Raw genomic sequence first — 15,343 nt, 5'->3', positions numbered from 1 at the left:
TTACAGGCATATTGCGCCCATCGCCCCGGTAGGCTACTGTGCCGGGACGTATGAGCGAGACCTATCCTGTGTTGATCGTCAGCAAACTCTTGATGCGCGTTATCAAGGCCCACGCCCGTTGGCGTTGGCGCGCCTGACTTTATCTCCTGCCGGCCAGCCCGGCCCGTTTCTGTTTGCCTTCTTATCCGTTTCCGAATGCCCTTAGTGGCAATGCCATGCTGCGGGCGGTGTAGGAAGGTTCGTATTCTGAAGTCAGTAGATTCAAGAGGTTTAGCCCGATGTTACTGATGATCGACAACTACGACTCATTCACTTACAACGTCGTCCAATACCTCGGCGAGCTAGGTGCCGAGGTCAAGGTCATTCGCAATGACGAAATGACCATCGCTGAAATCGAAGCCCTCAACCCGGAGCGCATCGTTGTCTCCCCTGGCCCCTGCACGCCGAGCGAGGCGGGTGTGTCGATCGAGGCGATCCTGCACTTTGCTGGCAAACTGCCGATTCTGGGCGTCTGCCTGGGCCACCAGTCCATCGGCCAGGCATTTGGCGGCGACGTCGTGCGTGCCCGCCAGGTGATGCACGGCAAGACCAGCCCCGTGCTGCACCGCGACCTGGGCGTGTTCGCCGGCCTCAACAACCCGCTGACCGTGACTCGCTACCACTCCCTGGTGGTCAAGCGTGAAACCCTGCCCGATTGCCTGGAGGTCACTGCCTGGACTGCCCATGCAGACGGTACGGTCGACGAGATCATGGGCCTGCGCCACAAGACCCTGAATATCGAAGGGGTGCAGTTCCACCCCGAGTCCATCCTCACCGAGCAGGGCCACGAGCTGTTCGCCAACTTCCTCACGCAGACCGGCGGCCACCGCTAAGGATCGAACATGGATATCAAGAGCGCGCTGAGCCGCATCGTCGGTCATCTGGACCTGTCCACCGAAGAAATGAGCGACGTCATGCGTCAGATCATGACCGGTCAATGCAGTGAGGCGCAGATCGGCGCCTTCCTGATGGGCATGCGCATGAAAAGCGAGAGCATCGACGAGATCGTCGGCGCGGTGTCGGTGATGCGTGAGCTGGCCGACAAGGTCGAGCTGAAGAGCCTCGATGGGGTGGTCGATATCGTCGGCACCGGTGGCGATGGCGCCAACATCTTCAACGTCTCCACCGCCTCCTCGTTTGTGCTCGCCGCGGCCGGTTGCCCGGTGGCCAAGCACGGTAACCGTGCGGTCTCGGGCAAGAGCGGTAGCGCCGACCTGCTGGAAGCCGCTGGCATCTACCTGAACCTGACCCCGGTGCAGGTCGCCCGCTGTATCGACAGCCTGGGCATCGGCTTCATGTTTGCCCAGAGCCATCACAAGGCAATGAAGTACGCCGCTGGCCCGCGCCGTGAGTTGGGCCTGCGCACCCTGTTCAACATGCTGGGCCCGCTTACGAATCCGGCCGGTGTGAAGCACCAGGTGGTCGGCGTGTTCACCCAGGCCCTGTGCCGCCCGCTGGCCGAAGTGCTGCAGCGGTTGGGCAGCAAGCACGTGCTGGTGGTGCATTCCAAGGACGGCCTGGACGAGTTCAGCCTGGCGGCGCCGACGTTTGTCGCCGAGCTGAAAAATGGCCAGATCACCGAGTATTGGGTAGAGCCGGAAGACCTCGGCATGAAGAGCCAGAGCCTGCATGGCCTGGCGGTTGAAGGCCCACAGGCCTCTTTCGAGTTGATTCGTGATGCCCTGGGCCGACGCAAGACCGAGAACGGCCAGAAAGCCGCGGAAATGATCGTGCTCAATGCGGGCGCCGCGCTGTACGCCGCGGATCATGCCATGACCCTGGCACAGGGCGTGGAACTTGCCCATGACGTGCTGCACACCGGCCTTGCCTGGGAAAAACTGCAGGAGCTGGGTGCCTTCACCGCCGTATTCAAGCTGGAGAACGAAGCATGAGCGTACCGACCGTGCTGGAAAAGATCATCGCTCGCAAAGTTGAGGAAGTGGCCGAGCGCAGTGCCCGGGTCAGCCTGGCTGAGCTGGAGCGCCTGGCCAAGGCCGCCGACGCGCCACGTGGCTTTGCCAATGCGCTGATCGAGCAGGCCAAGCGCAAGCAGCCGGCGGTCATTGCCGAGATCAAGAAGGCGTCGCCGAGCAAGGGCGTGATCCGCGAGCACTTCGTGCCAGCGGAAATCGCCGTCAGCTACGAGAAGGGCGGGGCGACCTGCCTGTCGGTGTTGACCGATGTGGATTACTTCCAAGGCGCGGATGTGTACCTGCAGCAGGCGCGCGCGGCAGTGTCGCTGCCGGTGATCCGCAAGGATTTCATGATCGACCCCTACCAGATCGTCGAGGCCCGTGCACTGGGCGCTGACTGCGTGCTGCTGATCGTCTCGGCGCTGGATGACGTGAAGATGGCCGAACTGGCCGCCACAGCCAAGGATGTCGGCCTTGATGTGTTGGTCGAAGTGCATGACGGCGATGAGCTGGAGCGTGCGTTGAAAACCCTCGACACGCCGCTGGTGGGGGTGAACAACCGCAACCTGCACACCTTCGAGGTCAGCCTGGAAACCACCCTTGACCTGCTGCCGCGCATTCCGCGTGATCGCCTGGCGATTACCGAGAGCGGTATCCTCAACCGGGCCGATGTAGAGCTGATGGCAATCAACGAGGTTTACTCGTTCCTGGTGGGTGAGGCGTTCATGCGCGCTGATCAGCCAGGGTTGGAACTGCAGCGGTTGTTCTTCCCGGAGCAGGTGAAGAAGACTGGTCAGCCACTGGACTGATCGAAACGAAGCCGGCGTGACTGCCGGCTTTTTTGTATGCCTGTAATGGCCCTTTCGCGGGTAAACCCGCACCCACAGGTACTTCGGCACCCTTGGGGCTGTGTTGAACCTGCGGGGATCGATAACAACATCAAAGGTGGATCAATGACCGATCAACCCCTGGCACTGACCGTTGAACAAGGCCTGCATGCCGAACAGGACCTGCTGGCCGCTGTCTGCCGCGGCGAACGCGACAGCGGTGTGCTGTTTTGGCGCCCGACCGACCATGCCCTGGTCATGCCGCGGCGCATGAGCCGCCTGGACAACTTCGAAGCCGCCTGTGCCGAGCTGGCGATCGCTGGCTGGCCGGTGCTGTTGCGCGAGACCGGCGGTGAACCGGTGCCGCAGTCGCATGCCACGGTCAATGTGGCGCTGGTCTATGTGGCGCCGCGCGTTGAAGGTGACCATGGACGCATCGAAAATGCCTACGAGCGGCTGTGCCTGCCGCTGTGCGAGGTGCTACGCGAGTGGGGCGGGGTGGCTTCGGTGGGCGAGATCGACGGGGCGTTTTGCGACGGCCGCTATAACGTCAACCTCAATGGCCGCAAACTGGTCGGCACGGCCCAACGCTGGCGCCAGGGGCTGGGTGGCAAACGCCCGGTGGTGTTGGTGCATGGCGCGTTGCTGCTGGATAACGAGCGTGAATCGATGGTCGCGGCAGTCAACCGCTTCAACGAATGCTGCGAACTGGAGCAGCGCTGCCGCGCCGATGCGCACATTGCCTTGCACGAAGTGGCGCCCCAAGCGCCCTGGTTCGAGCGCCTGTCACAGGCTTATGCCAAGGTGCTGGCCGATTTGCCCAAGGACTAACGGGTACCGTAGACCACCATGGTCTTGCCCTTGACCTGCACCAGGCTGCGTTCCTCGAGGTCTTTGAGGACGCGGCCGACCATCTCCCGCGAACAACCGACGATACGCCCAATCTCCTGCCGAGTGATCTTGATCTGCATACCGTCCGGGTGGGTCATCGCATCGGGTTGCTTGCACAGTTCGAGCAGGCAGCGGGCAACACGCCCGGTGACATCGAAGAAGGCCAGGTCGCCAACCTTGCGCGTGGTATTACGCAGGCGCTGTGCCATCTGGCCGCCCAGGGCGTAGAGGATGTCGGGGTCCTGGCGGGAGAGTTCGCGAAACTTGTCGTAACTGATCTCTGCTACTTCGCATTCAGTCTTGGCGCGGACCCAGGCGCTGCGCTGCTGCTCGCCTTCTACGGGCTCGAAAAGGCCCAGCTCGCCAAAGAAATCGCCATTGTTGAGGTAGGCAATGATCATTTCGTGACCATCGTCGTCCTCGATCAGGATGGTCACCGAACCCTTGATGATGAACGACAGTGTTTCGGCCTTGTCGCCGGCGCAGATGATGTTGCTTTTAGCGGTGTAGCGGCGGCGTTGGCAGTGCACCAGCAGTTTGTCGATGTTCTTGATCTTGGCGGGTAGGGCGGAGGCAACCATCACGAAATCCTGTTCGATACGACGCATAGGTTTCTTATAGAGAGTGTCTGGCAGAACGCGCCAGTCATTTGGCGCCAGCTTATCAGACACTACAGGATGTTTCGGTACTAAACCGACACGTCTCGAGCTTTTCCGACAGCCACACAAGGTCTAAGCTGACACCCTTTTCCGAATATTAGGAGTCCGGGTAGATGAAGGCACGTATCCAGTGGGCCGGTGACGCGATGTTCCTCGGCGAGTCGGGGAGCGGGCATGTCGTCGTGATGGACGGCCCACCCGAGGCCGGTGGCCGAAACCTGGGCGTGCGCCCGATGGAAATGCTGTTGCTGGGCCTGGGTGGCTGCAGCAGTTTCGATGTGGTGAGCATCTTGAAGAAGTCGCGCCAGGCCGTGGAAAGCTGCGAGGCGTTTCTGGAGGCTGAGCGCGCCAGTGAAGACCCGAAGGTGTTTACCAAGATCCACATGAACTTCGTGGTCAAGGGCCGTGGCTTGAAAGAGGCCCAGGTCAAACGCGCCGTGGAGCTGTCGGCTGAGAAGTACTGCTCGGCTTCGATCATGCTGGAGCGTGCAGGTGTCGAGATTACCCACGGTTACGAGATTGTAGAGCTGGGTTAAGTGCTGGATTGTTGGGGCTGCTTCGCAGCCCATCGCAGGCAAGCCAGCTCCTACAGGCCCGCGCCGTTTTGGAGGCTTGCGTTTAACCTGTAGAAGCTGGCTTGCCTGCGATGGGCCGCGAAGCGGCCCCTGCTATCTTCAGTCACGTAATGCCGGAAGGGCCACCCGCAACCACTGCGGTAAACCGTTTCTGAAGGCCTGGCTCAACCGCTCCCGCCGCTTCTGGTAAACCAGACCCAGCCAGATAACCCCCAGCCCAATCACCGTCACCACCACTGGGAACAGCAGCGATTCGGCGAATACCTCGTAAGACAGGTACCCCAGGTAAGCCGCCACGCCCAATGCCCCGAACACCATGAACACCGGCCTGCGTAACAGCACGGCGATGCCCATCAGGCCGATATTGATCAGGCAGTAGAGGGCCTTGCCCAGTTCGCTACCGCTGTCCACCAGGGTCAACCCGCCCCAGAACGCCGCAAGCCCAGCCAGATACCCCCAGTGGGCATAGTCCTCACGCGTGCGGCCGTCCACCACCAGAAACACCAGCAGCATGCCCAAACCGAACCACAGCGACACTTCGCGTCGTTGTTCCCAGCTGAACGGCGAGCCATAGAACCATTCGCTGAGGTCCATCGACATGAACCACAGCGCCACGGCAATCGGCATCATGATGAACGGGAAGGGGATCAGCCTTAGCATGAGCAACCCGGCAATCACAGTTGCCGCTTCCATCATCAGCCAGCCACCCTGCACATAGGTGTAGTACTGGTGATAGGCGGTTTGCCTGTCACCCATCGGCCACCAGCCCACCAGGCGCTCGATGGCGAATACCGCCAGCGGCACGATGCTGACCGCGACCGCCGCCAGTACACCGGCGGCAATCGGCTGAGCGCGCCGTTGCAAATTAATGGCAAAGAGGGTTAGCAGGACGATGTACAAGGTGGCAATGGCCAGCAGTGCCCAGTCGCCGATCGACATCCAGGCTTCAGTCAGCAGCCAGCCCATGGCGCCCATGATGAGCAAGGCGCCGAAATAGAAGGCGACGTGCGCCAGCTGAAAGCTGCCACGTGTTGCCGGTTGCTGGCGCAGAAACTGCAGCAGGGCCTGGTCTTGGCCCGGCTGGAGGATGCCGGCTTGCACGGCACGCGCCAGGTCCTTGGCGCTGAAACGTTCCGTCATGGGGGGCCTTCAGATGCGGTAAGTGCTTTTGGTCATGACCTTGGCCAGCAGGCTCATGCCGAAACGCACAGGGGCAGGGAAGCGATAGCCGCCCGCTTCGAGGGCAGATTCGGCGTGCTGCTCTTCATCGATGCGCATCTGCTCGAGAATCGCGCGGGACTTTTCGTCCTCGTGCGGGATTTGCTCCAGGTGTTCGTCCAAGTGTTTGCACACCTGATGCTCGGTGGCTGCGACGAAGCCCAGACTGACCTTGTCGCTGACCAGGCCGGCGAGGGCGCCAATACCGAACGACATGCCGTAGAACAACGGGTTGAGCACGCTCGGGTGGCTGTTCAGCTGACGAATGCGCTGTTCACACCAGGCCAGGTGGTCGATTTCTTCCTCGGCGGCGTGCTCCATGGCTTTGCGTACCTGGGGCAGCTTGGCGGTCAGGGCCTGGCCTTGGTACAGCGCCTGGGCGCAGACTTCGCCGGTATGGTTGATGCGCATGAGGCCGGCAATGTGGCGGCTCTGGGCGTCGTCCAGGTCGGCATCCGGCTGGACGATGGCCGGGGATGGGCGGGACGGTTGGCCGCTGAAGGGCAGCAAGGTGCGCATGGCGGTATCGGCCTGCAGCAACAAGCGGTCGAGCGGCGAGTAGTGACGTTCGGTAGCCATCGGGCACCTCCGCAAGAGTGTGCCCGACAGTTTACCGCAATAGCGCCAGGGTCGCTTGCCCTGGATCAGCCCGGTGGCCAGTGCATCTGGCGTTGGCCAAGCACGTGCATATGGATGTGGTAGACGGTCTGCCCACCTTGCTCGTTGCAGTTCATGACCACGCGGAAGCCGTCATCGCAACCCAGTTCCTTGGCCAGGCGCTGAGCAGTGAACAGGATGTGGCCGGCCAGGCCTTTATCCTCTTCGGTCAAATCGTTGAGGGTGCGGATGTGCTTTTTCGGGATGACCAGAAAATGCACGGGCGCCTGGGGGGCGATATCGTGGAACGCCAGAACCTGGTCGTCCTCGTAAATGATCTTCGCCGGGATTTCCCGGTTGATGATCCTGGTGAATAAATCGTCCACAGCACTTGCTCCATGGTGAGGGTCCGGGCCGAGTGTACTCAGCCGGGCGCCGCTCGCCCAGTGGCTATTCCATTCCGACCGGGCAGTAACGGCGATGGATTACCCCGGCGAGCTTGCGCACTAGCCAGCGCGGTAGCAGGCGTGGCGCGAACGCCAGCCAGCGATTGCGTCGACCGGGGGTGATCAGCGTGCGGTTTTTGTCCAGGGCACGCACGGTGTACAGCGCCACTTCCTCGGGGCTGAAGCAGCGCGTGCTGCCCTCGAGCCGCGGAATGCGCCGGCGCGAAGAGCGTACCGGGCCAGGGCAGAGTACCGAGACCTTGATGCCGGTGCGCTTGAGCTCCTCGCGCAATGCTTGGGAGAAACTCAACACGTAAGCTTTGCTGGCCGCGTAGGCCGCCATCCAGGGGCCCGGTGCGACGCCGGCCAGGCCTGCGACATTGAGGATCTGCCCGCCACCCTGTACAGCCATCAGGTTGCCGATGGCATGGCAGAGGCGGCTCATGGCCAGGATATTGACCTCCAGCAGGTCCTGCTCGTCGGCCCACTCGTGGGCCAGGAACGGCCCGTAGGTGCGCAGCCCCGCGCAGTTGACCAGCAGGTCGATACGCCGCTCACCTTCTTCCAGCTCTAGCACAAAGCCCGAAAGGCGAAGCGGCTGGCTGAGGTCACAGGCGCGGAACAACACCTCGACACCGAAGCGTTGGGTCAGCTCGATGGCCACCGGCTCCACCGTTTCGCGCTGACGTGCCACCAGGATCAGATTGCGCCCGCGCCGTGCCAGCGCTTCCGCCAGGGCCAGGCCCAGGCCGCTGGAAGCACCAGTGATCATGGCGTAACGGGTCATGCAAAGGCTCCTGGGGGCTGAAGAGGGCGCCTAGTGTACAGCTTGGCTGGGCAAGGTGTTGCCTTTTGCTACAAGGCCTGAGCGCGAATACCCTGGCAGCGATCCAGGGCTTCCCGGTACTCGCTTTGCAGGCGTTCGATCAGCACGCGGGCGTCCGGCAGGTCATGGATATCGCCCACCCCCTGGCCTGCCGACCATACGGTTTTCCAGGCCTTGGCTTCGTCGTCGATCGGCTTGAGCTTGCCCAGTTCGTGGCCACTCTTGAGTGCGTTCATGTCATAGCCCGCCTGCTCCAGGCTGGGGCGCAGGAAGCTCGCTGGCACACCGGAGACCGCCGGGGTGTGGACGATATCGACGGCATGGGCATCGAGCAGCATCTGCTTGTAGGCATCCTGGGCCTGGCTTTGCGCGGTGGCAATGAAGCGGGTGCCCATGTATGCCAGGTCCGCACCGAGCAGTTGTGCCGCGAGAATTTCATGGCCATGGTTGATGCAGCCCGCCAACAGCAGGGTCTTGTCGAAGAACTGCCGGATTTCGGCCACCAGGGCGAAAGGGCTCCAGGTTCCGGCATGACCGCCGGCACCCGCTGCGACGGCGATCAAGCCATCGACGCCGGCCTCGGCGGCTTTCTCGGCATGGCGGCGGGTGGTGACATCGTGGAACACCAGGCCGCCGTAGCTGTGCACGGCATCGACCACTTCCTTCACTGCGCCCAGGCTGGTGATGACGATCGGCACCTTGTGCGCTACACACAGGGCCAGGTCGGCCTGCAAGCGCGGGTTGGTCGGGTGCACGATCAGGTTCACCGCATAGGGGGCCGGTGCTTGCAACTGTGCCAGGCCTGCCTCGATCTCTTCTAGCCAAGCCTTGAACCCGGCACTGTCGCGCTGGTTCAGCGCCGGGAAGCTGCCCACCACGCCACTGGCGCAGCAGGCCAGAACCAGGCTCGGGTTGGAAATCAGGAACATCGGTGCTGCCACCACGGGCAGGCGCAGGCGTTGTTCGAGCGAGGCGGGCAATGACATGGCAAGGCTCCTGTAGGGGGTTACCGTCAGAACGGTTTGACCACCACGAGAATTACGATACCCAGCAGGAACAGCACCGGGACTTCGTTGAACCAGCGGTAGTAGACGTGGCTGCGGGTATTGGCGCCGCTGGCGAAGCGTTTGCGCTGCGCGCCGCACATGTGATGGTAGCCGGTCAGCAGGATGACCAGGGTGAGCTTGGCGTGCAGCCAGCCTTGGCTCAGCCAGCCCGGGGTCAGGTAGAGCATCCAGGCGCCGAACACATAGGTGGCGATCATGGCCGGGTTCATGATGCCGCGGTACAGCTTGCGCTCCATGGTCACGAAGCGGTCCTGGCTGATGCTGTCCTGGCTCTGGGCGTGGTAGACGAACAGCCGGGGCAGGTAGAACAGGCCGGCGAACCAGCAGACCACGCTGACGATATGCAGCGCTTTGATCCATAGGTAAAGCATTGAGGGAGTTCCTTCAGGTTTTCACGGTCGTCAGATAGTAGTGGTCAAGCGCCCGAAGGGTCACCCGAAGAGTTGTTACAGGCGGCTTGCGCCCCTATTATCGTGCGCTTTCCAGTGGGCTCGTTGATAAGGGGCAAGCGTTATGATCAAGGTCGGTATCGTCGGCGGCACGGGTTACACCGGCGTCGAACTGTTGCGTCTGCTGGCGCAGCATCCACAGGCCGAAGTGGCGGTCATCACTTCGCGCTCCGAGGCGGGCGTGGCGGTAGCTGACATGTACCCGAACCTGCGCGGCCACTATGATGGCCTGGCGTTCAGCGTGCCGGACAGCAAGGCCCTGGCGGCGTGCGACGTGGTGTTTTTCGCAACGCCCCATGGTGTCGCCCACGCCCTGGCAGGCGAACTGCTGGCGGCCGGCACCAAAGTGATCGACCTGTCTGCCGACTTCCGTCTGCAGGATGCTACCGAGTGGGGCAAGTGGTACGGCCAGCCTCATGGCGCGCCTGAGCTGCTCAAGGACGCCGTCTATGGCCTGCCTGAAGTCAACCGCGAAAAAATCCGCCAGGCACGCCTGATTGCGGTCCCGGGCTGCTACCCGACGGCCACCCAGCTGGGCTTCTTGCCACTGCTGGAGGCCGGCCTGGCCGACCCGTCGCGCCTGATTGCCGACTGCAAGTCGGGTGTCAGTGGTGCTGGGCGTGGCGCTGCAGTGGGCTCGCTGTTCTGTGAGGCTGGCGAGAGCATGAAGGCTTATGCGGTCAAGGGCCATCGCCACCTGCCAGAAATCAGCCAAGGCTTGCGCCTGGCGGCGGGCAAGGATATTGGCCTGACCTTCGTGCCGCACCTCACGCCCATGATCCGGGGTATCCACGCCACCCTGTACGCCACCGTGGCAGATACGTCGGTCGATCTGCAGGCGCTGTTCGAGAAGCGTTATGCGGATGAACCGTTCGTCGATGTGATGCCAGCTGGCAGCCACCCGGAAACCCGCAGCGTGCGCGGTGCGAACGTCTGCCGAATCGCTGTCCATCGTCCGCAGGGCGGTGATCTGGTGGTGGTGCTGTCGGTGATCGACAACCTGGTCAAGGGCGCGTCGGGCCAGGCGGTGCAGAACCTCAATATCCTGTTCGGCCTGGATGAGCGTATGGGCCTGTCCCACGCGGGCCTGCTCCCCTAACAGGGTAAGCTGGCACAGAGGCCCGCCGTGTGCGGGCCTTTTTGTGGGCGCGACTAAAGCCGCACAATTCTTGACCATTTTTCTCGGAGAAGCGGATAATGCGCGTCATCGAGTTTTATGGCGGCAACTGCGCCGGGAGAATCAGCATGAGCGTCGAAACCTTCACCCCTACCGGTCTGGAATTCACCCAAGGGGCAGCCCAAAAGGTGAAGACCCTGGTCAACGAGGAAGGCAATGAGCGTCTGAAGTTGCGTGTGTTCGTGACCGGCGGTGGCTGCTCTGGCTTCCAGTATGGTTTCACCTTCGATGAAGATGTGGCCGAAGATGACACCATCGTCGAGCGTGAAGGCGTGTCGCTGGTGGTCGACCCGATGAGCTTCCAGTACCTGGCAGGTGCCGAAGTGGACTATCAGGAAGGCCTGGAAGGCTCGCGCTTCATCATCAAGAACCCGAACGCCGCCACCACCTGCGGCTGTGGTTCTTCGTTCTCGATCTGATCACGGGCTGTACGAAAACGCCGCGCATTTGCGCGGCGTTTTGCATTCTGGCGGGGTGTTAAGCGGGGTAGATGGCGCCAAGCACGCGCAGCCCACGGGCTGCTGTCACGCTGGGGCGGTTGGCTGGAATGCCTTCCAGGCAGCAATGGGCAAGCCAGGCAAAGGCCATGGCCTCTACCCAGTCCGGGTCGACGCCATGCGCTGCGGTGCTGTCCACCTGGGCACCTGGCAACAGTTGGGCAAGCCGGCGCATCAGTGTGCCGTTGCGGGCCCCGCCACCGCACACCAGCAGTGCCTCAGTGCCTTGCTGCGCAGTGCACAGTGATTCGATGATGCTGCGCGCGGTCAGCTCCAGCAGGGTCGCCTGCACATCCTCGGCACGATAGGGCGGCGGCTGGCTCAGGTGGCTGTGCAGCCACGCCAGGTTGAACACTTCGCGGCCTGTGCTCTTGGGGCCGGCGCCTGCAAAGAACGGGTCGCGCAACAGCGCCGCAAGCAAGTCCTCGATCACCACGCCACTCGCCGCCCAGGCGCCGTCAGCATCGTAATGCAGGCCGCGCGAGTGCTCGATCCAGGCGTCCAGCAGCACGTTGCCCGGCCCACAGTCGAAACCATGCACCGGCGTGTCGTTGGCAATCAGGCTGAGGTTGCTGAAGCCGCCGACATTAAGCACGGCGAGCCGTTTGCCCAGGTGGCCGAACAGCGTTTCGTGAAAGGCCGGGACCAGCGGAGCCCCTTGCCCGCCAGCGGCTACATCGCGGCGTCGGAAATCGCCGATCACGCTGATCTGGGTAAGCTCGGCAAGCAGTGCCGGGTTGCCGATTTGCACCGTGAAGCCGCGGGCGGGTTCATGGCGGATTGTCTGGCCATGGCTGCCGATGGCGCGGACAGCGTTGGCTTGCAAGCCCTGGCTCGCGAGCAGGTGGCCGATGCCTTCGGCTGCCAGGCTGGCCCAGCGGTTCTCGGCCAATGCAGCGCGGGCAATCTCGTCAGGGCCGCTGGCGCAAAGGCTCAGCAAGTCCTGGCGAAGGTCGGTAGGCATGGGGATATAGTGAGTGGCGAGCAGTTGAGGCTGCTCGCGCTGTTCGATCAGGGCGATGTCCAGGCCATCTAAGCTGGTACCGGACATGACCCCCAGATAAAGCGCCATGGCTTAGCGCTTGTTCGCTGCGAGCATGGTGGCCTTTTCCTGATCCATGCGGGCGATCAGTGGCTGGCTCTGCTGCAGGAAGCGTTGGCGTTCGGCCTTGGCGATCGGGTCGGACATCGGCACTTTCTGGCTCAGCGGGTCGACGTGAACGCCGTTGACCTGGAACTCGTAATGCAGGTGCGGGCCTGTGGAGAGGCCGGTGGTGCCGATGTAGCCGATGATCTGGCCTTGCTTGACCGAGCCGCCGGTCTTGATGCCTTTGGCGAAGCCTTGCATGTGGCCGTAAAGGGTCTTGTAGCGGTTGCCGTGCTGGATGATCACGGTATTGCCGTAGCCGCCACGGCGCCCGGCCAGTTCGATACGACCATCACCCGCTGCCTTGATCGGTGTGCCGCGGGGGGCGGCATAGTCGACGCCTTTGTGGGCGCGGATCTTGTTCAGAATCGGGTGTTTGCGGCCAGCGGAGAAGCGTGAGCTGATGCGGGCGAAGTCTACCGGGGTACGGATGAACGCTTTGCGCAGGCTGTTGCCATCGGCGGTGTAGTAGCTGGTATTGCCTTGTTTGTTGGTGTAACGCACCGCAGTGTAGGTTTTGCCGCGGTTGGTGAAGCGCGCAGAGAGGATGTTGCCAGTGCCCACCACCTTGCCATCCATGACTTTCTGCTCGTACACCACGTCGAATTCGTCGCCCGGGCGGATGTCCTGGGCGAAGTCGATGTCGTAGCCAAGGACGCGAGCCATGTCCATGGTCATGCTGTGGGAAAGGCCGGCGCGTTGGGCGGAGGCCGACAACGAGCTCTTGATCACGCCATGGGCATAGGCCGTGCGGACCACGGGCTTGCTGATTTCGCGGTTGAAGGTGTAGCCCTTGGCGTTTTTGGTCAGGCGAATGGTTTCAAGGTTGCTGACCTTGCTGTGCAGGTTGGTCAGCTGGCCGTCCTTGTCGAGCTCGAACTGCAGCACCTGGCCGTGCTTGAGCTGGCTGAACTGCTTCGCCTGCTTGTTGCTGGCCAGCACCTCATGAACCGCGCTGGCTGGCAAGCCGACCTTGGCGAACAGGGTGGAGAGGGTGTCGCCACGCGCTACGGTGACTTCGCGGTGGCCGGGCTGCTTGGCGGCCTCGGCTACCGATGCTGCTGCAGGCTTTTCCTGTTCAGCTTTCTCGGTGGCCGAATCGGCCTCTTCGATCTGGGCGAACGGCGAGCTTTGCTCAGCGTCAGCCTGCACCAGCGGCGCGGCCTTGGATTCTTCTTTCAGTTGCTCGACCGGGCTTTCCAGTTCGAGGTTGAGGGTGGTTTTCTTGGCTTCGACTTCGCTGGAGGGAAATACCAGCAGTGCCAGGCTGAGCAGGGCGGCGATGCCGCTGGCGGCCAACAGATGGCTTTTCGGATAAAGCGGGGGCGCTTTAGGCGGTTCGTTGGTCATAGGTAAGGTGACTTTTTGAAGAAAAGTGAATATGGAAAAGATGAATGACATGATGAAGATGAAATAACTGTATAAAATATAACCAAATCCATTTTCACGCAAGGGCGCGTAGACGCCGCAAGCCTGCGGTCAGGTCACATTCCGTTGCGAAACTTGTATTTGATGGCCGATCTTGTATGGTTGGCTCCCCTTGAATCTGAGCCTTGCGGGTCTGTCTATGAAGTCGGTTGAAGAGCAGCTGGCGCTTATCAAGCGCGGTGCGGAAGAAGTATTGGTCGAGTCGGAACTGGTGGAGAAGCTCAAGCGCGGCCAACCTCTGCGCATCAAGGCAGGCTTCGACCCTACTGCGCCTGACCTGCACCTTGGGCACACGGTGCTGATCAACAAGCTGCGCCAGTTCCAGGAGCTGGGGCATCAGGTCATTTTCCTGATTGGTGATTTCACCGGGATGATCGGTGATCCGAGCGGCAAGAGCGCCACGCGCCCGCCGCTGACCCGCGAGCAGGTACTGGATAACGCCGAGACCTATAAACAGCAGGTGTTCAAGATTCTCGACCCGGCCAAGACCGAGGTTGCGTTCAACTCCACCTGGATGGACACGCTGACGCCAGCTGACTTCATTCGCCTGGCATCGCAGTACACCGTTGCGCGCATGCTTGAGCGGGATGACTTCGACAAGCGTTACACCACCAATCAGCCGATCGCCATCCATGAGTTCCTCTACCCGCTGGTGCAGGGCTATGACTCGGTGGCACTGAAAGCTGACGTGGAACTGGGCGGTACCGACCAGAAGTTCAACCTGCTGATGGGGCGTGAACTGCAGCGTGCCTATGGCCAGGAAGCGCAGAACATCGTGACCATGCCGCTGCTCGAAGGGCTGGACGGCGTGAAGAAGATGTCCAAGTCGCTGGGCAACTATGTGGGCATCCAGGAAGCGCCAGGGGTGATGTACAGCAAGCTGGTGTCGATCCCGGACACGCTGATGTGGCGTTACTTCGAGCTGCTGAGCTTCCGCTCGATGGAAGAGATCGAGCAGTTCCGTGCTGATGTTGCCAGTGGCGCGAACCCGCGCGACATCAAGATCAAGCTGGCGGAAGAGATCGTGGCGCGCTTCCATGGTGAAGAGGCTGCTGCCAATGCTCACCGTGCGGCGGGCAACCGAATGAAGGAAGGCGAGTTGCCAGAAGACTTGCCAGAAATCGAAGTTGCTGCGGCTGAAGACCTGCCGATCGCTGCCGTGCTGAACCGGGCGGGGCTGGTGAAGAACTCGGCGATGGCGCGGGATCTGCTGAATGGCGGTGCAGTTAAGGTAGATGGTGCGGTGGTCGATCGTGACTTCGTTTTTGCACTGGGCGCCACTCACGTTTGCCAGGCCGGTAAAAAGGCGTTTGCCCGGGTCACCCTAAAGGCTGAGTGATCGTTAGTGGGTATAGCTATATAGAAGCGGGGAGGTCGACAGGCCTCCCCGCTTTGTTTTTAGCGATATAAAGGTTTCGTGAAATTAAAGGTTGACGGGGTTTCGAATCCCCTTATAATGCGCCCCACTTCCAGCGTGATTGGAACGAGAAACTCCTTGAGTATCAGCGAGTTAATCGATTCAGGTAGTGTTGAAAGGGCTTCGATCGAAAGATCGTCAGCGGTTGAAATGGTGGTTGACAGCGCTTT

At 61.7% G+C, this 15,343-nt stretch carries 18 protein-coding genes; 8 read left to right on the top strand and 10 right to left on the bottom strand.

Annotation, left to right across the window (positions count from 1 at the left end; translation table 11 throughout):
- Nucleotides 1–278: 278 nt before the first annotated feature.
- The 4 genes from AC5PZ0_RS21135 (at nt 279) to AC5PZ0_RS21120 (ending at nt 3,610) form a co-directional block, all read left to right on the top strand.
- Nucleotides 279–872 (top strand): aminodeoxychorismate/anthranilate synthase component II, encoded by a 594-nt coding sequence (locus AC5PZ0_RS21135; RefSeq protein WP_493855680.1) that lies wholly within the window; start codon nt 279–281, stop codon nt 870–872.
- Nucleotides 873–881: 9 nt separating this feature from the next.
- On the top strand, nt 882–1,931 hold the full coding sequence (trpD, locus tag AC5PZ0_RS21130) for an anthranilate phosphoribosyltransferase (protein ID WP_027594405.1): 1,050 nt from the start codon (nt 882–884) through the stop codon (nt 1,929–1,931).
- A complete protein-coding gene (gene trpC, locus AC5PZ0_RS21125; protein ID WP_265968369.1) occupies nt 1,928–2,761 on the top strand; it encodes an indole-3-glycerol phosphate synthase TrpC in 834 nt (277 codons plus the stop codon). Before trpD ends, trpC begins: the two co-directional genes overlap by 4 nt.
- Before the next feature lie 144 nt (nt 2,762–2,905).
- Nucleotides 2,906–3,610 carry a lipoate--protein ligase family protein gene (locus tag AC5PZ0_RS21120; RefSeq protein ID WP_027594407.1) on the top strand — a complete coding sequence of 235 codons (705 nt, stop codon included), beginning with the start codon at nt 2,906–2,908 and terminating at the stop codon, nt 3,608–3,610.
- On the opposite strand, the gene crp is transcribed toward AC5PZ0_RS21120, so the two are convergent.
- A complete protein-coding gene (gene crp, locus AC5PZ0_RS21115; protein ID WP_027594408.1) occupies nt 3,607–4,251 on the bottom strand; it encodes a cAMP-activated global transcriptional regulator CRP in 645 nt (214 codons plus the stop codon). The genes AC5PZ0_RS21120 and crp overlap by 4 nt on opposite strands.
- A gap of 191 nt (nt 4,252–4,442) precedes the next feature.
- On the opposite strand from crp, the gene AC5PZ0_RS21110 reads away from it, so the two are divergent.
- Nucleotides 4,443–4,865, top strand: coding sequence for an OsmC family protein (locus AC5PZ0_RS21110; protein WP_027594409.1), 423 nt, complete (start codon nt 4,443–4,445; stop codon nt 4,863–4,865).
- A gap of 138 nt (nt 4,866–5,003) precedes the next feature.
- Here the strand turns inward: AC5PZ0_RS21110 and AC5PZ0_RS21105 are convergent, their stop codons facing one another.
- From AC5PZ0_RS21105 to hemJ, 6 genes are all read right to left on the bottom strand, one after another.
- Nucleotides 5,004–6,044, bottom strand: a complete 1,041-nt coding sequence (locus AC5PZ0_RS21105) for a DUF2157 domain-containing protein (RefSeq protein ID WP_493855679.1) — start codon at nt 6,042–6,044, stop codon at nt 5,004–5,006.
- A 9-nt stretch (nt 6,045–6,053) separates the two neighbouring features.
- Nucleotides 6,054–6,701 carry a 2-polyprenyl-3-methyl-6-methoxy-1,4-benzoquinone monooxygenase gene (coq7, locus tag AC5PZ0_RS21100; protein WP_027594411.1) on the bottom strand — a complete coding sequence of 216 codons (648 nt, stop codon included), beginning with the start codon at nt 6,699–6,701 and terminating at the stop codon, nt 6,054–6,056.
- Between the two features lie 65 nt (nt 6,702–6,766).
- Nucleotides 6,767–7,105 carry a histidine triad nucleotide-binding protein gene (locus AC5PZ0_RS21095; protein ID WP_027594412.1) on the bottom strand — a complete coding sequence of 113 codons (339 nt, stop codon included), beginning with the start codon at nt 7,103–7,105 and terminating at the stop codon, nt 6,767–6,769.
- Nucleotides 7,106–7,169: 64 nt separating this feature from the next.
- Entirely contained in the window at nt 7,170–7,952 is a 783-nt protein-coding gene (locus tag AC5PZ0_RS21090; RefSeq protein ID WP_493855678.1) for an SDR family NAD(P)-dependent oxidoreductase, read from the bottom strand.
- Nucleotides 7,953–8,020: 68 nt separating this feature from the next.
- Nucleotides 8,021–8,977 (bottom strand): NAD(P)H-dependent flavin oxidoreductase, encoded by a 957-nt coding sequence (locus AC5PZ0_RS21085; protein WP_238212307.1) that lies wholly within the window; start codon nt 8,975–8,977, stop codon nt 8,021–8,023.
- A gap of 26 nt (nt 8,978–9,003) precedes the next feature.
- Nucleotides 9,004–9,429, bottom strand: a complete 426-nt coding sequence (gene hemJ, locus AC5PZ0_RS21080) for a protoporphyrinogen oxidase HemJ (protein WP_027594415.1) — start codon at nt 9,427–9,429, stop codon at nt 9,004–9,006.
- A gap of 142 nt (nt 9,430–9,571) precedes the next feature.
- On the opposite strand from hemJ, the gene argC reads away from it, so the two are divergent.
- On the top strand, nt 9,572–10,606 hold the full coding sequence (gene argC, locus AC5PZ0_RS21075) for an N-acetyl-gamma-glutamyl-phosphate reductase (RefSeq protein ID WP_008089527.1): 1,035 nt from the start codon (nt 9,572–9,574) through the stop codon (nt 10,604–10,606).
- Between the two features lie 146 nt (nt 10,607–10,752).
- Complete coding sequence (erpA, locus tag AC5PZ0_RS21070; protein WP_027594416.1) at nt 10,753–11,103, top strand: iron-sulfur cluster insertion protein ErpA; 351 nt, start codon at nt 10,753–10,755, stop codon at nt 11,101–11,103.
- A 58-nt stretch (nt 11,104–11,161) separates the two neighbouring features.
- Here the strand turns inward: erpA and AC5PZ0_RS21065 are convergent, their stop codons facing one another.
- Nucleotides 11,162–12,253 (bottom strand): anhydro-N-acetylmuramic acid kinase, encoded by a 1,092-nt coding sequence (locus AC5PZ0_RS21065; protein ID WP_493855677.1) that lies wholly within the window; start codon nt 12,251–12,253, stop codon nt 11,162–11,164.
- A gap of 3 nt (nt 12,254–12,256) precedes the next feature.
- Nucleotides 12,257–13,678 (bottom strand): peptidoglycan DD-metalloendopeptidase family protein, encoded by a 1,422-nt coding sequence (locus AC5PZ0_RS21060; RefSeq protein ID WP_493855676.1) that lies wholly within the window; start codon nt 13,676–13,678, stop codon nt 12,257–12,259.
- A 217-nt stretch (nt 13,679–13,895) separates the two neighbouring features.
- Between AC5PZ0_RS21060 and tyrS the strand changes: the two genes are divergently transcribed.
- A complete protein-coding gene (tyrS, locus tag AC5PZ0_RS21055) occupies nt 13,896–15,095 on the top strand; it encodes a tyrosine--tRNA ligase (RefSeq protein ID WP_085274082.1) in 1,200 nt (399 codons plus the stop codon).
- A gap of 59 nt (nt 15,096–15,154) precedes the next feature.
- Here tyrS and AC5PZ0_RS21050 read toward each other — a convergent pair.
- Nucleotides 15,155–15,343 (bottom strand): hypothetical protein (locus AC5PZ0_RS21050; RefSeq protein WP_493855675.1); only part of this gene is annotated, 189 nt, incomplete at its 5' end.

Source organism: Pseudomonas sp. 5.2, assembly GCF_059025405.1.
This window is presented reverse-complemented; position numbering and strand designations above follow the sequence as displayed.

Bases quoted from the DNA above. Each gene is read 5' to 3' on its own strand.
- trpD (WP_027594405.1), top strand. From the start codon at position 882: ATGGATATCAAGAGCGCGCTGAGCCGCATCGTCGGTCATCTGGACCTG.
- hemJ (WP_027594415.1), bottom strand. From the start codon at position 9,429: ATGCTTTACCTATGGATCAAAGCGCTGCATATCGTCAGCGTGGTCTGC.
- argC (WP_008089527.1), top strand. From the start codon at position 9,572: ATGATCAAGGTCGGTATCGTCGGCGGCACGGGTTACACCGGCGTCGAA.
- AC5PZ0_RS21065 (WP_493855677.1), bottom strand. From the start codon at position 12,253: ATGGCGCTTTATCTGGGGGTCATGTCCGGTACCAGCTTAGATGGCCTG.
- coq7 (WP_027594411.1), bottom strand. From the start codon at position 6,701: ATGGCTACCGAACGTCACTACTCGCCGCTCGACCGCTTGTTGCTGCAG.
- AC5PZ0_RS21060 (WP_493855676.1), bottom strand. From the start codon at position 13,678: ATGACCAACGAACCGCCTAAAGCGCCCCCGCTTTATCCGAAAAGCCAT.
- AC5PZ0_RS21135 (WP_493855680.1), top strand. From the start codon at position 279: ATGTTACTGATGATCGACAACTACGACTCATTCACTTACAACGTCGTC.
- AC5PZ0_RS21085 (WP_238212307.1), bottom strand. From the start codon at position 8,977: ATGTCATTGCCCGCCTCGCTCGAACAACGCCTGCGCCTGCCCGTGGTG.
- crp (WP_027594408.1), bottom strand. From the start codon at position 4,251: ATGGTTGCCTCCGCCCTACCCGCCAAGATCAAGAACATCGACAAACTG.
- AC5PZ0_RS21090 (WP_493855678.1), bottom strand. From the start codon at position 7,952: ATGACCCGTTACGCCATGATCACTGGTGCTTCCAGCGGCCTGGGCCTG.
- AC5PZ0_RS21105 (WP_493855679.1), bottom strand. From the start codon at position 6,044: ATGACGGAACGTTTCAGCGCCAAGGACCTGGCGCGTGCCGTGCAAGCC.
- trpC (WP_265968369.1), top strand. From the start codon at position 1,928: ATGAGCGTACCGACCGTGCTGGAAAAGATCATCGCTCGCAAAGTTGAG.
- AC5PZ0_RS21120 (WP_027594407.1), top strand. From the start codon at position 2,906: ATGACCGATCAACCCCTGGCACTGACCGTTGAACAAGGCCTGCATGCC.
- AC5PZ0_RS21110 (WP_027594409.1), top strand. From the start codon at position 4,443: ATGAAGGCACGTATCCAGTGGGCCGGTGACGCGATGTTCCTCGGCGAG.
- tyrS (WP_085274082.1), top strand. From the start codon at position 13,896: ATGAAGTCGGTTGAAGAGCAGCTGGCGCTTATCAAGCGCGGTGCGGAA.
- erpA (WP_027594416.1), top strand. From the start codon at position 10,753: ATGAGCGTCGAAACCTTCACCCCTACCGGTCTGGAATTCACCCAAGGG.